Genomic DNA, 17,329 nt, shown 5'->3' on the forward strand with positions numbered 1-17,329 from the left:
GATCGCCGCCACGCCGCCGATCCGCTGATGCCGGGTCGCAGCGCGGCGGCTCGTCGGTCGGGTCAGCGAGGGAGCGGGTTCGGGCCCGTAGCCGTGACCAGCCGCTGCGGAACCCAACCCTGCACATGCTGGATGCCGTCGAACGTGCCGCCCTGCAGTTCGATCACTTCGCGCAGCGGGCGGCGGTGGAACTTCACGTGGGTGAAGTCCTCGAACAGGATGTAGTACGGCTCATTCCACTGGTTCTGGAACTGCTGGCCGGTCAGCGCCTCGCGGTGCCGGCGCGAGAACGCGTCGACCTCCTCGCCGACGACCACGCCGAAGTGCTCCATCCCCATCTTGTAGACGCGCTGGTGGACGGGCGGGATGAGCTCGATGAGCGGGATGCTCTGGCCGTCGAGGACGCGGAGCGGCTCGGCGAGCAGGATCATGGACATCGGCCGCCCGTTCCACACGCCCTCCGTGTTGGCGACGGCATGGCGTTCGAGCAGGGTCCGCACGTGGACGTACTGGTCCCACTCCGGCACCCGGAACGCGAGGTGGCCCAGCTCGTACGGCGAGATGTCGATTCCCCGCGCGAGCAGGCGATCGCGCTGCTGCGCGGTGAAGCCCCGGTAGTCTCCGATGATGTCGGCGACCGGATCGGCCATGGCGATCCTCCTCTGCTACCCCTCGAAACGCACGTCGACGATCTCGCGACCCGTGTCGATCTCGGCGACGAGCCGTTCGTCGGTGTCCTCGGGCGCCAGCGCGTACTCGAATTCGGCGAAGGGCTCGCCGTCGCCGTCGGCCTCGGGGCGAAGGTCGACGCGGACGAGCGACAGGGAACGCAGCGCATCCACCTGGCGGTCGCCCGAGTCGCGTCCGATGGCCGCCTCGACCTCATCAGCCTGTTCGAGATCGGGGTCGAGCAGCACGTCCAGGAATCGCACGACGGGCGTGCCCCGCGTGTCGAGCTGACTGACGAACGCCGCCCGCAGTTCGTCGTCGACGAGCTCCAGCTCGCCGACCAGCACCGCTGCGGCGTCGAGCGCGGCGTTCGACGCCACCTCGCCCTCGGCCTCGAGGACGACTTCGACCCGCTGGTCGCCGTACTCGATCATCTCCGACCAGTAGTCGCCGACGATCCCGAAGTAGTCGTGCTCCGTTGCCATGGTGCCTCCCGCGATCAGCCGACGAGCTTCTGCGCGAACACGTGCGGAGTGAAGCCGGTGAGGTCGCCGATCTTCTCGCCTTGGCCGATCAGCTTGATGGGCAGCCCCGTCTTCTCCTGCACGGCGAGCACGAACCCACCCTTCGCGCTGCCGTCGAGCTTCGTGAGCACGAGGCCGGTCACGCCCCCGTGCTGGATGAACGCCTCGGCCTGCGCGAGGCCGTTCTGGCCGGTGGTCGCGTCGAGCACGAGCAGCACCTCGCTGATCGGAGCCTGCTTCTCGACGACGCGCTTGATCTTGCCGAGTTCGTCCATGAGGCCGCCCTTGGTGTGCAGCCGGCCCGCCGTGTCGATGATCACGATCTCGGTGCCGTCCTGCTTGGCCTTCTGGACGGTCTGGAATGCGACGGATGCCGGGTCCTGGCCTTCGCGGTCGGGACGGACGATCCCCACGCCGGCACGTTCGGCCCAGGTCGCGAGCTGGTCGACTGCGGCGGCGCGGAACGTGTCGGCGGCGCCGACCAGGACGCTGCGGTTGAACGTACGAAGGAATCTGGCGAACTTGCCGATCGTGGTGGTCTTGCCGACGCCGTTGACGCCGACGACGAGCACGACCGCCGGCCGCTCGGTGAGCTTCAGCGTGGAGTCGTACTTCGCGAGCCGCTCTTCGACGATCTCACGGAGCATCCGCTGCACGTCTCGGGGATCCGTCGTGCGGTAGCGCTCGACCTGCGCCTTGATGGTGTCGACGATCTCTTCCGTCACCGCGGGACCGAAGTCGGCGCGGATCAGCGCGGACTCGAGGTCGTCCCACGTGTCGTCGTCGATCGTCTTCGCCCCGAAGACGCCCCGGAGGGCCGCCCCGAGCGACCAGGATGCGCGTTCTGCCATAGGACCAGCCTATGGTCCCCGTCATGGCATCGGGGGCGAGTACACCGGATGGCGAGCGGCCTGCAAGGGGTTGCCCGCCACCACACCGCCACGGAAGCCTCGTCGATGACGGAAGGAGTGCGAATGACGATCGTGGGATTCCACGCCTCGCACGAACAACTCCCCCCGAGCCGCCTCCTCGACGCGGTGAAGCGCGCCGAGCAGGCGGGGTTCGACGCCGCGATGTGCAGCGACCACTACGAACCATGGAGCGTGCGCCAGGGCCACTCGGGCTATGCCTGGAGTTGGCTCGCCGCCGCGCTCGAAGCCACTGGGTTCTCGCTCGGCGTCGTCACGGCACCCGGCCAGCGCTACCATCCCGCGGTGGCGGCGCAGAAGCTCGCACCGCTCGCCGAGATGTACCCCGGTCGGTTCTGGGCCGCCATCGGGAGCGGCGAGGCCATCAACGAGCACATCGCCGGAGAGCCCTGGCCCGACAAGGACGAGCGCGACGCCCGGCTCGCGGCGACCGTCGACGTCATCCGCCGGCTGCTGGCCGGTGAGGAGGTCTCGACCGACGGGCCGATCCGCGTCGACCGCGCACGCGTCTGGAGTCTCCCCAAGACCCCGCCGCCCCTGTTCGCCGCCGCCGTGAGCACGGAGACGGCTCGCGAGGTCGCGCCGTGGGCCGACGGCGTCATCACGATCGACCAGCCGACCGACGCGCTGCGCGAGTTCATGGACGCCTATCGCGACGCAGGCGGGCGCGGACCGATCTGCGTGCAGGTGCACCTCAGCTGGGCGCCGACCGACGAGGAGGCGGTCGCGATCGCCCACGACCAGTGGCGCCAGAGCCTCGTGCCCGCGAACCTCTCGTGGGAGCTCGATCGTCCACAGGACTTCGACGAGCGCACGGCCGACGTCACGCCCGAACAGGTCGCCGAGACGCTGCTGTGCTCCTCCGACACCGGGGCGCACCTGGACCATCTCGCCGGCATCGCCGCCGTCGGCGTCGATCGCATCTACCTGCACCACGTCGGCACCGAGCAGGACGCGTTCATCGACACGTTCGGCGAACGAGTGCTGCCCGAGCTCAGAGAGGCGGGCCGATGAAGATCACGGATCGCAGCGACCTCTGGTGGAAGACCGCCGTGGTCTACTGCCTCGACGTCGAGACCTACATGGACTGGAACGACGACGGTTCGGGCGACTTCGAAGGACTCGCGCACCGGCTCGACCACCTCTCGGAGCTCGGGGTCACCGTCATCTGGCTCATGCCCTTCCAGCCGACGCCCGACCGCGACGACGGCTACGACATCATCGACTTCACGAACGTCGACCCGCGCCTGGGTGAGCTCGGCGACGTCGTGGAGTTCATCCGCACCGCGCGTGACCGCGGCATGCGGGTGATCATCGACTTCGTCATGAACCACACCTCCGACCGGCATCCCTGGTTCAAGTCCGCCAGGCGGAGCCGCACGGCGCCCTACCGCGACTACTACGTGTGGAGCGATGTCGAGCCGCCGAACTCGAAGAACCAGGTGTTCCCGGGCGAGGAGGAGAGCGTCTGGGAGTTCGACGAGCGAACGGGCCAGTACTTCCTGCACAGCTTCTATCACCACCAGCCCGACCTCAACATCGCGAATCCCGAGGTCCGCGATCAGATCGCGAAGACGATCGGCTTCTGGTTGCAGCTCGGCGTATCGGGGTTCCGCGTCGACGCAGTGCCGTTCCTCATCGAGCCGCCCGAGGGTGTCGAGATCGGCGACCCGCACGAGTTCCTCCGCGACATCCGCCGCTTCCTGCAGCGCAGGTCGAGCGAAGCCGTGCTCCTCGGCGAGGTGAACCTGCCGTACGAGCAGCAGCTCGACTACTTCGGTCGCGAGGGCGACCCGGCGGAACTGACCATGCAGTTCGACTTCGAGGCGATGCAGCGCATGTACCTGTCGCTTGCGCGCGAGGACGCGCGACCGCTCGCCGAGACGCTTGCGCGGCGGCCCGCGATCGCGCCCGAGTCTCAGTGGGTGAACTTCGTGCGCAACCACGACGAGCTCACCCTCGACAAGCTCTCAGAGGCCGAGCGGCAGGAGGTCTTCGACGCGTTCGCGCCCGAGGAATGGATGCGGGTGTACGGTCGTGGCATCGTGCGGCGGCTGCCCCCGATGCTCGAGGGCGACCCCCGACGCATCCGCATGGTCTACAGCCTGTTGTTCTCGCTGCCCGGAACTCCGGTGCTCTTCTACGGGGAGGAGATCGGCATGGGCGAGAACAAGGAGCAAACCGGGCGGCAGACGGTCCGCACGCCCATGCAGTGGACCGGAGGGCCGAACGGCGGGTTCTCGCGCGCACCCGCACGCAAGCTCGTCGCGACGCCGCCGGCCGACGGCTACGCACCCGAGCACGTGAACGTCGAGGCGCAGCGGCACGACCCCGACTCGCTCCTCGGCGTCGTCCGGGACTTCGCCGCCGTGTATCGCAGCTCGCCCGAGATCGGATGGGGACGTTTCGAGCTGCTCGAGCACGATCAGGCCGCCGTGCTCGCGCATCGCATCACCGCCGACGTGGGCAGCTTCGTCGCCGCGCACAACTTCGCTCCGCGACCCACGATCGTGCCCCTCGATCTCGGCCCGGTCGCGCCCGGCACGCTGCTGTCCGACCTCTTCACGGTCGAGGAGTTCGAGGTCGAGGAGAGCGGGAGGATCGACGTGCATCTCGACGCGTACGGCTACCGCTGGTTCCGCGTCGTGGACCCGGGCGACCGGCGTATCACCTGAGTCGCACCCGGTCCGCGGGATCGAAGCGGCACCCGACTCAGCTGGCTTTCGCCTCGCGCTCCTCGCGCACGCGCTGGCCCACGACGGCCGAGACGCCGTCGTGCCGCATGGACACGCCGTAGAGCGCGTCGGCGATCTCCATCGTGCGCTTCTGGTGGGTGATCACGATGAGCTGGCTCGAGTCGCGGAGGTCCTCGAAGGTCGTCAGCAACCGCCCGAGGTTCGCGTCGTCGAGGGCCGCCTCCACCTCGTCGAGGATGTAGAACGGGCTCGGGCGCGCCTTGAAGATCGCGAGGAGCAGGGCGACCGCGGCCAACGACCGCTCGCCGCCCGACAGGAGCGACAGCCGCTCGATCCGCTTGCCCGCCGGCTTGACCGACACCTCGATGCCGGTGGTGAGCAGGTCGTCGGGGTCGGTCAGCGCGATGCTGCCGCTGCCACCAGGGAAGAGCACCGGGAAGACCTCGGCGAACGCGGCACGCGTATCCTCGAAGGCCGCCCGGAAGATCGACTCCATCTTCCCGTCGATCTCCTCGATGATCGTGAGGAGGTCGCGGCGCGTGTTCGACAGGTCGGTGAGCTGTTCTGTGAGGAACTGGTGCCGCTGCTCCAGGGCGGCGAACTCCTCGAGTGCCAGCGGGTTGACCCGCCCGAGCTGGGCGAGCTTGCGCTCGGCGGCGGCGAGCCGACGCTGCTGCTCCTCACGCTGGAAGGGACGAGGCTCAGCGTCGTCGGTGTCGGCCGGGACCTCGACGTCGGGGCCGTACTCGGCGATGAGCACCGACTCCGTGAGCCCGAGCTCGGATTCGGCCCGTTCGACGAGGCCGGCGACGTGGAGCTTCTTCTCGTAGATGCGCAGCTCGAGCCCGTGCACGTCCTCGGTGCCCGACTGCAGCCGTTCGCGCACGCCTGCTTCCTCGCGGCGAATCCGGTGGAGCTCCTCGTTGCGGCTGGCGCGTTGCTCTTCGGCGCCAGCGAGCGCGACTCGGGCCTCCGCCACGGATGCGTCGACCGACGCGAGCGCGGCGGGCAGCGCCTCGGCGACCCGGGTGGCTGCCTCGAGCTGGGCCCGACGCACGACCGCCCGGCGGGCGGCATCCGCAGCGGCCTGCTGTTCGGCCTCGAACTGCCGTTCCATGGCCCGAACGCGGGCATCCTCGGCGCGCACCCGCTCCTTCGCCGTCTCGAGCCGGAGTCGCGCCTCGACCTCGGCCTCACGGGATGCCTCGAGCCGGGCGACGGCGACGTCGCGGGCCGCCGTCTCGAGCGCCGGGCGGGGAACGGCCCGCGCGGCCTCGAGCGCTGCTCTCGCCTCGTCGGCCGCTCGTTCCGCCTCGACGGCGCGCTCCTTCGCGCTGGCGACCGCCTGCGCGAGTCGCTCCGATTCCGCGTCGGCCGCCTCGGCCTGCACCCTCGCCCGGTTCAACCGCTCGGTGCGCTGGGCGAGCTGCGCGTCGAACTCGCGCAACGCGGTGAGCGCCTGCTTGGCCTGCGTCTTCGACCGCTCGAGGGTGGCGCGCTGCTCACCGAGGTCATGGCGCCGGCGTTCGATCTCGGCGCGCACCTCCTGGAGTCGTGATGCCGCGGCATCCCGCTCGGCGATGAGCTCGATGCGGCTCTGCTTGCGTCCGGACCCGCCGCGGAGCACGTACCGGCCCACCAGGGTGCCGTCCTTGGTGATGACGGTCACGGGTGCGGCCATCGTCTCGAGCGCCGTAGCGGCGGCCTTGGCGGCCGAGAGGTCGTCGGCGATGAGCACGTCGTCGAGGAGACCGAGCACTCCGGGGGGTGCGGTGACCACATCGGATGCCGCGGTCAGCCCCTCGATGGCGGTTGCCCGAGCGCCGTTCGGAGCCGCGTCGGCGATCGCGAGGGCGACTCGGCCGAGCTCGCCCCGGTCGGCGTGATCGAGCGCCCGATACCCGGCGGCCCGGTCGTCGACGAGCACGGCATCGGCGAGTGATCCCAGCGCAGCCGAGATCGCAGGCTCGTATCCGGGTTCGACCTGGAGGGACTCGGCCAGCAGCCCTCGAACGCCATCGACATGCGCTGCGACGAGGGCGGCCGAGCCGTCCTTCTGGTCGAGGGCGAGCGAGAGGGCCTGCGTGCGAGCCGTCAGTGCGCCGTGCTCACGTTCGCTGGCGTGCAGCTCGTCGCGGATCCGCTCGATCTCGGCCTCCGCTTCGAACACCGCCGCCTGCGCCAGCTCGTACGCCTCGTCGAGGTCGGTCTCGTCGGCGTCACCACGCTCGGCGTCGGACTCCGCCTCGGCCAGCGCAGCGGCGGCCGCGGCACGCCGTTCTGCGGCGGCGTCGAGCGCATTGCCGTGGCGCAGCACCTCGCCGCGCACGGCGGCGAGCTTGGACGCGGCCGTATCCACGTGCCCCGCCAACCTCGACACCTCCAGGTCGTACGCCGTCACCCGGGCGCTCTGAGCCGTGATGCCCTCGTCGACCCGATCGAGCTCGGCGCGTGCGGCCGTCGTCGCGGCCATGGCGTCGTCGAGCGCGGATGCCGCCTCGTCAACGCGGGCAGCGAGGTCGACGAGGGCAGCGGCCGCCTCGTCGATCATCGACCGCGTGACACTGGGGGCCGCCTGCGCGGGCTGCGCCTCGGCGCTGAGCAGCGCGATGCGCTGTCGGACGAGCGCGTCGAGCGATCGCAGTCGATCCTGCGCCGACCCCAGCGCGTGCGTCACCCCCCTGGCCGCATCGACGTCGTCGCCGAGGGAACTCGCCTCGAGGCGCTCGACGCGTGCCTGGTGCTGCTCGAGTTCCAGCTGGAGCACCTGACGCTCGGTGTGCCGCTCCTGCTCGCTGCGGCCGTGCTCGTCGAGGGCTCGGCGTAGTCCGACGACCTCATCGGCCAGCAGGCGGGCGCGTGCGTCGCGGACCACCGCGGCGATGGTCGCGGCCTCTCGGGCGACCTCGGCCTGACGACCGAGCGGCTTCAGCTGGCGCCGGATCTCACCGGCGAGATCGGAGAGCCTCGTGAGGTTGGCCTGCATCGCGTCGAGCTTGCGGAACGTCTTCTCCTTGCGCCGACGATGCTTCAGGATGCCGGCCGCCTCCTCGATGAATCCGCGGCGGTCTTCGGGACTCGCGTGCAGCACCGCGTCGAGCTGTCCCTGCCCGACGATCACGTGCATCTCGCGGCCGAGTCCGGTGTCGCTGAGGAGCTCCTGCACGTCGAGGAGGCGGCACGTCTCGCCGTTGATCGCGTACTCGCTCGTCCCGTTGCGGAAGAGCGTGCGCGAGATCGTCACCTCGCTGTACTCGATCGGCAGAGCGCCGTCGGAGTTGTCGATCGTGAGGCTCACCTCGGCTCGGCCGAGCGGTCCGCGCGTCGCCGTGCCGGCGAAGATGACGTCCTCCATCTTGCCGCCGCGAAGCGTCTTGGCTCCCTGCTCCCCCATGACCCAGGCCAGTGCGTCGACGACGTTCGACTTGCCGGAGCCGTTCGGACCGACGATGCAGGTGACACCCGGCTCGAAGGCGAACGTCGTCGGCTGCGCGAAGGACTTGAAGCCCTTCAGCGTCAGGCTCTTGAGGTACATGATCCCCCGGGTTCGGCTCGATGGTGCGGATGCCTCGGAGAAGCGTACCCGAGTCGTCGTGCCGCGCCCGGCCGCGCGCGCCGTCCACCGCCGATCCGTCCTTGCCGCCGATATCGCGGTCGCGTTAGTCTGGGCGGCTGCGTCGACGTCGCGACGGGAGGGTTCATGAGCGTCGACATCCGTCCGATCCACCTCCCCGAGCACGTCGGCGCGACCGATGACGGTGAGCTGGCCGCCTACGCGGCGCTCATCCGGCGGCTCGACGCCGAGGCACTCGGCACCGGAGACCTGACCCGCCGGCCCCGAGAGATCCTCCAGGACCTGCGCCGGAACGCGTTCACCAGGTACACCGCGATCGGCGCGTTCGACGGGGGTCGGCTGGTCGGCGTCGTCGAGGTGCAATGGGAGCTCGACGCCGACGCCGCCACGGCGTACATCGACGTGCTGGGAGTCGAGCGCGACCGACGGCGCGAGGGCATCGGCTCGCGGTTGCTCGCCGCCGCCGAGGAGGCGGCACGAGCGGCCGGGCACCCCACCACCGTGCTCTCGGCCGACCACGCCATCGATGCCGACGATGCGGGCGGGCCGCGGCTCCGCGCCCCACAGGGCGACGCCGGCATCGCGGCCGACGCGCCGGCCGCACGATTCGCGCTCGCGCACGGCTATGCGCTCGGCCAGGTGTACCGGGTGAGCGCCATGGACGTCGCCGGGCGCGGCGACGAGTTCCGACGGCGGCTCGACGCCGCGCTCGAGCAGGCTTCCGACGACTACCGCCTGGTCGCCTGGCGAGACGCCGCTCCCGACGAGCTCCTCGACTCGCTGGCCGTCGCCCACGAGCGCATGTCGACCGACCCGCCGGCCGGGGCGATCGCGTGGGGGCGCGAGCGGTGGGATGCGTCGCGCATCCGCGACGGCGAGCGCCGCGCCCGCGATGTGGGACGGACGCACCTCAACGTCGCGGCGGTGGCGCCCGACGGCGAGGTCGCCGGCTTCACCGAACTGTCGCTCCTGCCCGACTCGCCCGCCGTCGAGCAGTGGGACACCATCGTCCTCGCGCCCCACCGGGGCCGCCGCCTCGGCATGCGCTTGAAGCTCGCCAACCTCGTCGCACTCGCCGAGGCGGATGCGTCCCGGAATCGCATCTACACGTGGAACGCCGACGAGAACGAGCACATGCTCGCGATCAACGTGGCGCTTGGGTTCCGTGCGTTCGCCCTGGAGTCGACGTGGCAGCGACCCCGACCAGTCGCGGCATCCGGAGCCGCTGGCAGCGCGGGCACCGGTGCGACGACCGATTCATGAACGCCTCGCGCACGATCGGCGTGCCGCAGCGCGCGCACGGCCGGCCGGCGCGCCCGTAGGCGTTGAGCGAGTGCGCGAAGTAGCCCGACGCGCCGTTGACGTTGACGTACTGCTCATCGAAGCTCGTGCCGCCCTCGGCCAGCGCCCGGTCGAGCACCTCCCTGACCGCTGCGAGCAGCTCTCGGGCCCGGCGGCGCGAAAGGGAGGACGCCGGTTGCTCCGCGTGCAGCCGCACGGCCCAGAGCGCTTCGTCGGCGTAGATGTTGCCGATGCCGCTGACGAGGTTCTGATCGAGGAGGACGCGCTTCACCCCCGACCTGCGCATGGCGATGGCGTCAAGGAAGCGTCGATCGGAGAATGCGGGATCCAACGGGTCGCGCCCGATGTGGGCGACCTGCACGGGGATCGACCGCGCCCACGCACCGGTGACGCCGCCCGAGAACCCCGCGATCTCACCGTCGACGGTGGGGATGAGCCGATCGACGGCGAGCGACCCGAACGTGCGCTGGTCGACGAAGTCGACGCGAAGTTCGCCGTGCGAGGGATGCTCGAGGTGCAGGCGCACCCGGGCGTGCCGGTCGTCGCCGGGGTGGTCGGGCGAGCGCAGCAGCATCTGACCGCTCATGCCGAGGTGGCCGACGATGGCACGTTCGGCGCCGATCGGCAGCCACAGGAACTTGCCACGACGCACCGCGGCTTCGATGCGGGCGCCCGTGACGAGGACCTCGAAATCGCCGGATGCCGCCTCGTGCCGGGTCAGGGCGCGGTCGTCGAGCACGTCGACGGCCGTCACCCGCGCGCCACTCACCGCGGGCGCGAGCCCGGCTCGGACGACCTCGACCTCGGGAAGCTCGGGCATGTCAGCGGGAGTTCAGCGTGGTCCACGCCTCGAGCGCGGCGGCCATCTCGGCCTGCTTCTTGCTCGAACCGTCACCCGACGCCTGCACGAGGTCGCCGACCGAGACCGTGGCGACGAAGTGCTTGTTGTGGTCGGGGCCGCTCTCGGTGACGGTGTAGATCGGCGCGGGCGCGCTGCGGCGGGCCGCGATCTCCTGGAGGCTCGTCTTCGGGTCCATGGCGGCCCCGAACCGCTCGGGGTCGCGCATGAGCGGCGTGATGAGCCGGAGCACGAACTCGGTGGCCGCCTCACCGCCCGCGTCGAGGTACACCGCGCCGATGATGGCTTCGACCGTGTCGGCGAGGATCGACGGCTTGTCGGCGCCGCCCGTCATCGTCTCGCCACGCCCGAGGCGGATGTGCGGACCGAGCCCGATCGATCGGCCGATCTCGGCGAGTGCGGCACTCGAGACGAGGCTGGCCCGTCGCTTCGCGAGCTCACCCTCGTCGAGTTCGGGGTGGTCGCGGAACAGCTTGACGGTGACGGCCTGACCGAGGATCGAGTCGCCGAGGAACTCGAGGCGCTCGTTGGTGGGGATGCCGCCGTTCTCGTACGCGAACGACCGGTGCGTGAGCGCGAGCTGCAGCAGCGAGGGGTCCACCTCGACCTGCAGGGTGCGTTGCAGGTCGAGCAGCGCGTGGCGCTGATGGGCCGGAGGTTCGGCTGCCTTGCGTGCCGTTCGCGTCACGACCGGTCGAATGCGAGGTGCGTTCCGACTAGACGTCGGCGACCTTGCGGCCCTTGTACTCGAGGAAGAGCGGCGTGCCCGCGGAGTCCTCGACGACCTTCGCGCGGTGCGGGAGGCTGTAGGTCACCTTGCCGTTCTCGACCGTCTTGACGAGCGTGGGGGCCTCGGCCTTCCACTGCGAACGGCGCGCGTGGGTGTTGGCGCGTGACTTCTTCCGCTTGGGAACAGCCATGACTCTCTCTCAATCTCTCTGCTGGGAGGCCTCGGATGCGACATCCGTGCCCTGGTCTTCGGAAGCCGTGAACTCGGCGAGCGCGGCCCACCTCGGGTCGCGCGGCTGCTCACGCGTGACGAGCTCCGGATGATCGGCCAGTCGGAGCCCGGTCACGGGGTCGAGACCCGGGCAATCCGGCCGGCACACCGGCTGGAACGGCAGTGACAACACCACCGCATCTCGGATGAGCGGTTCAAGATCCACGTGGTCGTCTTGAACCTCATACTCGAAAGCTTCCCCAGAATGATACGCGAAAAGCTCCTGGAACTCGACTTGGACCGGCAGGGCGATGTCGATGAGGCAGCGGCCGCACTCCCCCTCGGCCACCGCGTCGACGTCGGCCGTGACGAGGATGCCCTCGTGCACCGACTCGAGGCGAACGTCGAGATCGAGCTCGGAGCCGTCCTTCACGGACACGAGCCCCTCGCCCATCTGCTCGCCGACCTGGGTCACGAGGCGCTGCTCGCGCATGTCACCCGGGCGGTTGACGAGGTCGCGAACGTTCATGCGGAACGGCGATTGCTGGTTGGCCACGATCGACGATTCTACGCCCGGATCGCGGCACGATCGCCGATCGCCCTCCGTGCGCGGTCGAACAGCGAACGGGGCATGAGCACCGCGCGCGCCCGGTCGGCTCGGGCGGTGTCGCCGAGCAGCGCGGAGCGAGTCGTTGCGAGGTCGGCCACCATGGCGTCGGGGTCGGTCGACCGAGCCGGCCCACCCGGCCCGTACCGCTCCCGCTCGACGGCGTCGCGAAGCCGGACGAGGGCCTCGCGGCTGCGCGCATCTTCGAAGGCCGGTCGTGCCCGGATCCGCTCGGCGAACTCCCGGGCGGTCTCGGTGTCGCCGGCGCCCGCCCCGAGATCGATCGTCAGTGCGACGAGTTCGTCCCATGCGGCATCCGCCGGCCTGTCTCCTCGTCGGATCCGCCGGATGCGCGTGGCTCGCTGGCCGACGCGCAACACGGCGGGGGTGAGGAGCAGGAGGAGCACGACGACCGTGAGGATGCCGCCGCGAACCCACCACTGGCCCGCGGTCGCGATGGCGCCCTCGCCCTCGCCGGCGAGGCCGCGGTTCGGATCGAGGTCGGGACGCCCGGTCGCGCCGGGAGTCGACGTCGCCCCACCGGGCAGCGGTGGTGCGCCCTCCTCGCCGGCACCCGGGCGAGAGTAGTCGGGCACCGAGCCGCGCCCGGGCGTGGGCTCGAAGGGCACCCATCCCACACCCTGGAAGTACAGCTCGGGCCAGGAGTGCAGATCATGGGAGTCGACCTGCATCCGCTGCACGCCCTCGATGCGCTCCTCGGTGGGCGAGCCCTGCGTGTAGCCGATCGAGATGCGCGCGGGGATCCCCGCCAGCCGGGCCATGACGGCCATCGTGGAGGCGAAGTGCACGCAGTACCCCGCCTTCGTCTCGAGGAACTGCGCGATGACGTCGAAGCCGCCACCGTCGTAGCCCTCCTCCACGGGCGCTTCGGTCGAATAGTCGAAGTCCACGCCGCGCAGGTAGGCCTGGATGGCGACGGCTGCATCGTATGACGACCCCGCGCCCGAGGTCACGGCCTCGGCGGTCTCGGGGATGATGGGCGGCATCTCCTCGGGCAGCGCGAGGAACGGGCTCAGGTCCTCGGACAGCGGGCCATCGGCGTTGCGCAGCTGCGACGGCGTCGGCTCGACCGCGAGACGCGTGAGGTTGTACCGCTGTCCGGCCGTGCTCGTGTCGACGCTCCGAACGGTGAGGGAATCCCGGTCCCAGAACCAGGAGCCTCGGAGTCCCTCGATCCGCGCTGTCGGGTACGGCACCGGCAGCCATGTCGTGCTCACCTCGTCGACGATCACCTCGATGGGATGTTCCGATGTGGCAATCGCCTGTGAGAGCCCCCGTGGCTGCGGCATCGCGTCGACGGTGTTGTCGCCGTCGACCGCCCGGTCCGTCGCACTCCAGACCTCGCCCTCGAATCGATCGAGGGTGAGCAGGGTGAAGTACGGGCGATCGCCGTCGCGGGCGAAGTAGTGGAACGCCGCCTGCGGGTCGGGGCGCCGGAGGTCTCGGCCGAGATCGATGAAGGGGCTCACGCCGCGGCCGAACAGCGTGCTCTGCGACGGAGAGCCGAGCAGGAGGCTGGTCGAGATGCTCGGGGTCGAGGCGGCCAGGATCGAGGCGGCGAGCAGCCCGACTCCGGCCAGACCGAGCGACGCACCCAGCGTTGAGACGATCGGCACGCGCTTGGGCGCGATGACCGTGGCGACACCGCCGCCCTCGTCGCCGGCGGCCAGGCGCGCACGGCGCCGCACGCGGACGTCGACTCGGAGCAGCAGCAGGTACGCCGCTGCCGTCAGCACGAGTGTCGGCAGCTCGGCGCCCGCTTCGATGATGAACCCCGGGATGAGGATGGGCACGAGCGCAGGGGCAGCGGCGAGCGCGGGCATCCGCACCGTCTGCACGAGGATGTCGGTGACGACGGCGAGCCCGCCGACCCCGAGCGCGAGGGCGAATGAGAGCGGCGGAACCGGGATCGCCGGCACGGACTGCTGCTGGATGGTGTTCTGCGCCCCCGTGATGAGGTCGCCGAACAACTCGAACGTGGCCTGGGTGGGGATCGCGAGGGCGATGCTCGTCGCTCCCCCGAAGAACAGCGTCAGCAGCAGGAGGAGCACACCCAGCCCGAGCACCGGGACCAGCGAAGGCGGGGTTCGGATCGCGCGAAGGCCGGTCCCCGAGAACAGTACGCCCGCGGCGATGAAGGCGCAGAGCCACCACCAGCCGCTGCCCGAGATGAGCGGCCCGAGCGCCATCGTCGCGATCACGAGCAGGAGGAACGAGGCAGCGGTGAGCGCCGCCCGCTGCGCCCGGGTGAGCGCCATGGCGTCAGGGTTCATCGCCGCTCACCTCCTCGACGACCTCGATCGGATGTCGCGGCGCGACCGCGGCGTACGAGGTTCCGGTCACCGCCCACGCAGCCGGGATGTCGGCGGGGCGGCGAACGCGCACGACACGCCAGTCGGCATCCTCGAGCCGGTCGAGCACGGGCCGAGAGACGCTGTCGGTCGCGAACACGATCGCGGGTTCGAACGAGGGCCGGAGCGCGACGAGGTTGGTCGCATCGTGCTCGTCGGGATCCACGAGCACTGCGAAACCCGGCCCCCGCGCCTCACGGGCACGGGCGCGGGACTCGGCGACGCCTGCGGCGTCGTCGATTGCCCGCCGGCCCGACTGTCCCGGCGTCTCCAGGCGGGCCAGGTCCTCGAGGAGGATCCGGTCACCGCCCGGCATCCGATAGGCGCCCCCGTAGGCTCCTCCGGGGATGAGGCTCCGCTCGGGATCGGCCACCTGGGTGCAGCGCACGAGGAACCCGTGCTCGAGCAGGTGCGCACCGACGGATGCCGCGAGCTCGACACCGAGCTCGAACGCCGCATTCGCCGCGGTGTCGCCCTCCCATCTCGGTGCGGCCGAACGCGTTCGCGCCGACATCGTGGTGTCGAGCAGGATGCGTGCCTCGGGGTCGCCACGCTGTTCCTCCTCGCGGACCATGAGCTCACCTCGGCGGGCGGTCGCGGCCCAGTTCACCCGGCGAAGCGGGTCTCCGTAGCGGTACTCGCGGGCGATCAGCTCGTCGGAGTTCGGATGCGTGCGCCGCTGCAGGCCGTGCACGACGCCGTCGATCGTCGCGGCCGTGCCGAGCGATGCGTCGAGCGGCGTGACCCGCGGCGTCACGAGGATCTCGTGCGGCGATCCGACGTCGCGGTCGATCCTGGCCAGGCCGAAGGGGTCGAACATGACCACGCGGAGCGGGCCCACCGGGTAGACGCCGCGTCGCGGCATCCGGATCCGGTACTCGAGTCGCACCATGTCGTCGCCGGAGGGCAGCACGCCCTCGTACGGACCCATCGCGGGGAGGATCGCCTCGGGCGGCCCGGTGAGTCCCTCGGGGACGTTGTCGCGCCAGTGCGCGCCGTCGAAGGTGCGACGCCCGCGATTCTTCACGATGAGCGAGACGCGGGTCCACGACCCGGCCGCGACGACGTGCGGCGCGAAGGAGCGCGTCACGGCGAGCCGCGGCGTCCGCAGCCACACGAACACGGCGGCGGCGAGGGGCATCGCGATACCGACGAAGGCGAGGAGCAGGATGTCGCGCAGGTCGAACCACAGCGACACGGCGAGGAGGGCCACGCCCACGACCATGAGCGTCACGCCGCGCCGCGTCAGCCTCGGCCAGGCCGAGACGCGAACGCTGCGCGGGCGGGGCATGTCAGTTCCTTCGTGCGCTGCCGACCGGTACCGGCGTCTCCCCCACGATGCGACGCACGATGGCGTCGATGAGCGGCCCGCTGTCGCGGTCGTGTGCCCCGAGCGCCCGGCTCGTCGGCACGAGCCGATGCGCGAGCACCGGGCCGGCGAGGGCGTCGACGTCGTCGGGAAGCACGAAATCGCGGCCGTGCATCGCCGCATGGGCCTTCGCGGCCCGGATGAGCTGCAGGGTGGCGCGGGGGCTGGCGCCGAGACGCAGCTGCCGATCGTCGCGAGTGGCGCGCGCGAGCTCGACCGCGTACTCCTTCACGGGCTGCGAGGTGAACGCGTGCGAGACGGCGGTGATCATGTCGCGAAGCACGTCGAGGGTCACGACCGGCTCGAGGCGATCGAGCGGGCTCGAGGTCTCGCGGGTCGAGAGCATGGCGATCTCGTCGGCGGGCGAGGGATACCCCATCGAGATGCGCGCCATGAAGCGGTCGCGCTGCGCCTCGGGCAGCGGGTACGTGCCCTCCATCTCGACGGGGTTCTGGGTGGCGACGACCGTGAACGGCTGCTCGAGCACGTAGGTCGTGCCGTCGGCGGTCACCTGGCGCTCCTCCATGCACTCGAGGAGCGCGGACTGCGTCTTCGGACTCGCGCGGTTGATCTCATCGCCGATGACGATGTTCGCGAACACCGGTCCTCGCTTGAACTCGAAGCGGCGGCTCGCCTGGTCGAACACCGAGACGCCCGTGACGTCGCTCGGAAGGAGGTCGGGAGTGAACTGGATACGGCTCACCGTGCTGCCGACCGACCGTGCGAGCGCCTTCGCGAGCATGGTCTTGCCGACGCCCGGCACGTCCTCGATGAGCAGGTGCCCCTCAGCGAGCAGCACCGTGAGTGCGCCCGTGATCGCCTCGCGCTTGCCCGCGATGACCGTCTCGACGTTCTGGACGATGGCCGCCGCACGGGAGCCGACCTCGTCGATGCTCATCCGCAGTCCGACATCGCCGGCGTCGGCGGTGCCGCCCATGGTGACGGCTGCCTCGCTCATGGGGTCATCGCCGACTGCAGGTAGTCCGCCACGACGAGCGGAACGTAGGGTGCGACATCACCGCCGAGCGCGGCCACCTGCCGGACGAGGGAGCTCGACACGTGGGCATTGGCGGGGTCGGGAAGCAGGAACACCGTCTCGACCCCGGCCAGATGGCGGTTCACGATGGCCATGGGCGTCTCGTACGCGACATCCACCTGTGAACGGATGCCCTTCACGAGCACGGATGCCCCGACGTCGGTGCAGTAGTCGACGAGGAGCCCCATGCTCCACGAGGCGACGACGATGCGCCCCTCGATGCCGGCGTCGGCGATGGAGCGCTCGATGAGCGAGACCCGCTGTGCGATCGGCAGGAGCGCGGACTTGTCGGGATTGTGCACGACGACGACGTGCAGCTCGTCGTAGAGCCCCGCTGCCCGCCCGATGACGTCGAGATGGCCGAGCGTGACGGGGTCGAACGATCCTGGGACGACGGCGATCCGGTGCATACGCTCCAGCGTAGTGCGGCGCAAACCACCGCAACACCGGGT

General features: G+C 70.6%; 15 protein-coding genes. 3 read left to right on the plus strand and 12 right to left on the minus strand.

All coding sequences use genetic code 11. The features are described from left to right. Window positions 1-62: 62 nt before the first annotated feature. The 3 genes from HUS56_RS15460 to ftsY are packed head-to-tail and all read right to left on the minus strand — an operon-like array spanning window position 63 to window position 2,044. On the minus strand, window positions 63-650 hold the full coding sequence (locus tag HUS56_RS15460; protein WP_173924294.1) for a VOC family protein: 588 nt from the start codon (window positions 648-650) through the stop codon (window positions 63-65). A gap of 15 nt (window positions 651-665) precedes the next feature. Further along, window positions 666-1,154: a DUF2004 domain-containing protein gene (locus HUS56_RS15465; protein ID WP_173924295.1), complete on the minus strand. Its 489-nt coding sequence runs from the start codon at window positions 1,152-1,154 to the stop codon at window positions 666-668. A gap of 14 nt (window positions 1,155-1,168) precedes the next feature. Then, entirely contained in the window at window positions 1,169-2,044 is an 876-nt protein-coding gene (gene ftsY / locus HUS56_RS15470) for a signal recognition particle-docking protein FtsY (protein WP_173924296.1), read from the minus strand. Window positions 2,045-2,167: 123 nt separating this feature from the next. Between ftsY and HUS56_RS15475 the strand changes: the two genes are divergently transcribed. Further along, the gene (locus tag HUS56_RS15475) at window positions 2,168-3,136 is read left to right on the plus strand and encodes a TIGR03885 family FMN-dependent LLM class oxidoreductase (RefSeq protein ID WP_173924297.1); all 969 of its coding nucleotides are present in this window, start codon (window positions 2,168-2,170) and stop codon (window positions 3,134-3,136) included. Further along, a complete protein-coding gene (locus tag HUS56_RS15480) occupies window positions 3,133-4,797 on the plus strand; it encodes an alpha-amylase family protein (RefSeq protein ID WP_173924298.1) in 1,665 nt (554 codons plus the stop codon). Before HUS56_RS15475 ends, HUS56_RS15480 begins: the two co-directional genes overlap by 4 nt. 37 nt (window positions 4,798-4,834) lie before the next feature. Here HUS56_RS15480 and smc read toward each other — a convergent pair whose 3' ends face one another. Further along, entirely contained in the window at window positions 4,835-8,353 is a 3,519-nt protein-coding gene (gene smc / locus HUS56_RS15485; RefSeq protein WP_173924299.1) for a chromosome segregation protein SMC, read from the minus strand. Window positions 8,354-8,518: 165 nt separating this feature from the next. Here smc and HUS56_RS15490 point away from each other — a divergent pair, with 165 nt between their 5' ends. Continuing rightward, window positions 8,519-9,655: a GNAT family N-acetyltransferase gene (locus tag HUS56_RS15490; RefSeq protein ID WP_173924300.1), complete on the plus strand. Its 1,137-nt coding sequence runs from the start codon at window positions 8,519-8,521 to the stop codon at window positions 9,653-9,655. Here HUS56_RS15490 and mutM read toward each other — a convergent pair. The 8 genes from mutM to coaD all read right to left on the minus strand — a co-directional run bounded on the left by mutM (window position 9,537) and on the right by coaD (window position 17,287). Beyond that, window positions 9,537-10,514 carry a bifunctional DNA-formamidopyrimidine glycosylase/DNA-(apurinic or apyrimidinic site) lyase gene (gene mutM, locus HUS56_RS15495; protein ID WP_173924301.1) on the minus strand — a complete coding sequence of 326 codons (978 nt, stop codon included), beginning with the start codon at window positions 10,512-10,514 and terminating at the stop codon, window positions 9,537-9,539. The two genes, HUS56_RS15490 and mutM, sit on opposite strands and share 119 nt — an antisense overlap. Window position 10,515: 1 nt before the next feature. Further along, on the minus strand, window positions 10,516-11,187 hold the full coding sequence (gene rnc, locus HUS56_RS15500; protein WP_173924627.1) for a ribonuclease III: 672 nt from the start codon (window positions 11,185-11,187) through the stop codon (window positions 10,516-10,518). A gap of 82 nt (window positions 11,188-11,269) precedes the next feature. Then, window positions 11,270-11,473: a 50S ribosomal protein L32 gene (gene rpmF / locus HUS56_RS15505; RefSeq protein ID WP_055857210.1), complete on the minus strand. Its 204-nt coding sequence runs from the start codon at window positions 11,471-11,473 to the stop codon at window positions 11,270-11,272. A gap of 9 nt (window positions 11,474-11,482) precedes the next feature. Beyond that, the gene (locus HUS56_RS15510; protein WP_254431484.1) at window positions 11,483-12,049 is read right to left on the minus strand and encodes a DUF177 domain-containing protein; all 567 of its coding nucleotides are present in this window, start codon (window positions 12,047-12,049) and stop codon (window positions 11,483-11,485) included. A gap of 11 nt (window positions 12,050-12,060) precedes the next feature. Further along, complete coding sequence (locus tag HUS56_RS15515) at window positions 12,061-14,394, minus strand: DUF3488 and transglutaminase-like domain-containing protein (protein ID WP_173924302.1); 2,334 nt, start codon at window positions 14,392-14,394, stop codon at window positions 12,061-12,063. Then, window positions 14,384-15,763 (minus strand): DUF58 domain-containing protein, encoded by a 1,380-nt coding sequence (locus HUS56_RS15520; RefSeq protein WP_173924303.1) that lies wholly within the window; start codon window positions 15,761-15,763, stop codon window positions 14,384-14,386. Before HUS56_RS15520 ends, HUS56_RS15515 begins: the two co-directional genes overlap by 11 nt. A 1-nt stretch (window position 15,764) precedes the next feature. Further along, window positions 15,765-16,799 (minus strand): AAA family ATPase, encoded by a 1,035-nt coding sequence (locus HUS56_RS15525; protein ID WP_371808317.1) that lies wholly within the window; start codon window positions 16,797-16,799, stop codon window positions 15,765-15,767. Next, complete coding sequence (gene coaD / locus HUS56_RS15530) at window positions 16,796-17,287, minus strand: pantetheine-phosphate adenylyltransferase (protein ID WP_173924304.1); 492 nt, start codon at window positions 17,285-17,287, stop codon at window positions 16,796-16,798. Before coaD ends, HUS56_RS15525 begins: the two co-directional genes overlap by 4 nt. Window positions 17,288-17,329: the final 42 nt, after the last annotated feature.

Origin of the sequence: Agromyces sp. Marseille-P2726, from assembly GCF_902809835.1 — a bacterium.
In the GTDB taxonomy this organism is placed as follows: Bacteria; Actinomycetota; Actinomycetes; order Actinomycetales; family Microbacteriaceae; genus Agromyces.